Source organism: Dietzia cercidiphylli (assembly GCF_014145145.1).
GTDB classification, from domain to species: Bacteria; Actinomycetota; Actinomycetes; order Mycobacteriales; family Mycobacteriaceae; genus Dietzia; species Dietzia natronolimnaea.
In genome coordinates, this window is record NZ_JAALEA010000114.1 from 1 (window position 1) to 2,593 (window position 2,593).

Consider the following 2,593-nt stretch of genomic DNA (forward strand, 5'->3'; position numbering starts at 1 on the left):
CCCCTCGGGCCAGGATGCGCGCTCGGGCCGGGTCGCGCGCTCAGGCCGGGTCGCGCGCTCAGGCCAGGTCGAGGGCCAGCAGTACCTCACCCGTGGGGGCCGGGGAGCCGCCCGCGGGCTCCTCGGTGATCCCGATCTGGGCGGAGTTGCGGATCCCGCTGAGCTCGGCGGAGGGCGACGGGCCCACCTCGCCGGACTCCATCGTGCCCGCCGGGATCGGGTCGTGGTCCGGACCCATCAGCCACAGCTGGTAGGCGCGGCCCTCGGCCGGCTCCGGGATCCCGGTCATGGAGATGACCGCCATGTCGGCCGTCTTGGACGCGAGCACGGTGGCGCTGCCGGTGCCGCCCACCTGACCGCGCGAGACCTCGAGGTCGGGCGCCGTGAGCAGGGACGTGACCTCGTCCGGCATCGTCGCGGCGGGCGGGGACGCGACCGGGAGGTTGTCCTCCGGTCCCGCGTCGCCCGTCAGTCGCCCGATGGTCACCCCCGCGGCCACCAACACGATGGCCGCCGCCGCGGTGGCGAGGAAGGTCCAGGTCCCGGGGCGCCGGCGTTCGCGCATCTGGCTCAGGTCGACCACCGCCGCGCCCCCGGTGTCACCGGTGTCGTCGGCATCCGGGGTGGGCGCATCGTGTCCGGTCCCGGCCTCCGCCGTGACCAGGTCGAGCACCCTGGTGCGCAGGGATGGCGGCGGCGGGACGTCGAGGTCGGCGTCGGCCACCAGATCGGCCACGACCTCCCGAGTGGACCGGATGTGGGCCAGCATCGAGCTGCGTTGATCCGGGGTCGCGGCGACGAGCGCCTGCTCGACGGCGTCCGCCTCTTCCTGGTCCAGCGCGTCCAGGGCGTAGAGGTCGAGGTCCTCGGGATGAACCGTGTCCGGGGACCCCGGGTGATCGTGGTGTCGGACGGTCATGACAGCTCACCTCCCAGGCAGCTCTTGAGACGGCGCAGGCCGTCGCGGATTCGTGACTTGATCGTGGGCAGTGCGGACCCCAGCTGGTCGGCGACCTCCCGGTAGGTCAACCCGGAGAAGTACGCCATCTCGATGGACTCGCGCTGGTTCTCGGTGAGTTCCCCGAGACATCGACGGATGTCCGCGGCGTCCTCTTCCCGGGTGATCTCCTCGGTCACCTGGTCGGCGATGTCGCCGGAGTGCGTGATCCCCGCGGCGGCGTCCGCCTCGTCGCGCCGGGCCGCGGAGCTCTCGGACCGCACCCTGTCCACCGCTCGCCGGTGGGCGATGGTCAGTACCCAGGAGTGGACCGACCCGAGCTTCGGGCTGTACCCCGAGGCCTGCTTCCAGACCTGGAGGAACACCTCCTGGACGGTCTCCTCGGCGTACCCGGGGTCGCGCAGGACCCGGAGTGCGAGACCGTGCACACGGGGCGCCATGAGGTCGTAGAAGCGGGCGAAGGCATCGAGATCCCCGGCCGCGGAGAGCTCCAGGAGGCGCCCCGGATCGGCCAGCGACGGGGCGGTGGGCTCGGACACGGGGGACAGTCTAATGCGAGGTGGTCCGAACGCACGGGACGGGCGGGTGGTGAGGAGGGGTGTGTCGAGGACGGTCATGTCCCCGACACCCGGAACGTGCGGTTGTGCCAGCCCGTGGCCCCGGTGGGGATCGGCGGTTGTCGAGTCTCCGTCTGCACCTCACCGGTCGAGTCGGTCGCCCGGACCGACAGCGTGTGCAGGCCGGGCTCGGCGTCCCAGGTCCACGACCACATGCGCCAGGTGTCGATCGAGTACTCCTCGGCGAGCGTCGCCTCGTTCCACGGACCGTCGTCGACCTGTACCTCCACCCGGTCGATGCCCCGGCGCTGGGCCCATGCCGTCCCGGCCACCACGACGGGGCCGGGCTCCAGCTGGGCCAGGGGGGCGGGCCTGTCGATCCGGCTCGCGGTGAGGATGGGTCCCCGCTCACCCCACCCCCGGTCGGTCCAGTAGGCGCTGGCGCGGTCGAATCGGGTGACCTCCCAGTCCACCACCCACTTGGTGGCGGAGACGTAGCCGTACAGGCCGGGCACGACCTGCCGGACCGGGTACCCGTGCTCGAGCGGCAGGGGTTCGCCGTTCATCCCGACGGCCAGCAGGGCGTCCCGGCCGTCCGTGAGGGCCTCGAGCGGGGTGCCCGCCGTCCACCCGTCGACGGAGGTCGAGAGCAGCATGTCGGCCTCGGGAAGGGGGCCGGCCTCGGCGAGCAGTTCGGCGATCGGGAAGCCGGTCCAGGTCGCGTTGCCGGCGAGGTTGCCGCCGACCTCGTTGGACACGCAGGTCAGGGTGACGATCCGGTCCAGGAACTCCCTGCTCGTCAGTGACTGCCAGTCCAGTTCGATCTCCCTCTCCACCATCCCGTGGATCCGCAGCCGCCAGTCCGCGGTGGTCAGCGCGGGGACGCGCAGCGCGGTGTCGATGCGGTAGAACTCCTCGTTGGACGTGACGAACGGGGTGACCCCGAGGGCATCGGGAACGATCCCCTCCGGGACCGGTGGGGCGGCGTTGCGGCTCAACACCCGTGGCAGCTGGAGGCCCGTGCGCTCGGCGAGCGCGTCGGCCGCGCGGCGGGTCAGTGCCACCCCGGTCGCGCCCG

At 72.5% G+C, this 2,593-nt stretch carries 3 protein-coding genes; all 3 read right to left on the reverse strand.

The window, feature by feature from the left end:
- Positions 1-58: 58 nt before the first annotated feature.
- Positions 59-919 (reverse strand): anti-sigma factor, encoded by an 861-nt coding sequence (locus G6028_RS04890; RefSeq protein WP_182658222.1) that lies wholly within the window; start codon positions 917-919, stop codon positions 59-61.
- Positions 916-1,497, reverse strand: a complete 582-nt coding sequence (gene sigK / locus G6028_RS04895) for an ECF RNA polymerase sigma factor SigK (protein ID WP_042329923.1) — start codon at positions 1,495-1,497, stop codon at positions 916-918. The genes G6028_RS04890 and sigK overlap by 4 nt, the downstream gene beginning before the upstream one ends.
- A gap of 74 nt (positions 1,498-1,571) precedes the next feature.
- Positions 1,572-2,593: molybdopterin-dependent oxidoreductase (locus G6028_RS04900; protein ID WP_182658223.1), on the reverse strand; the 1,022-nt coding region annotated here is incomplete at its 5' end.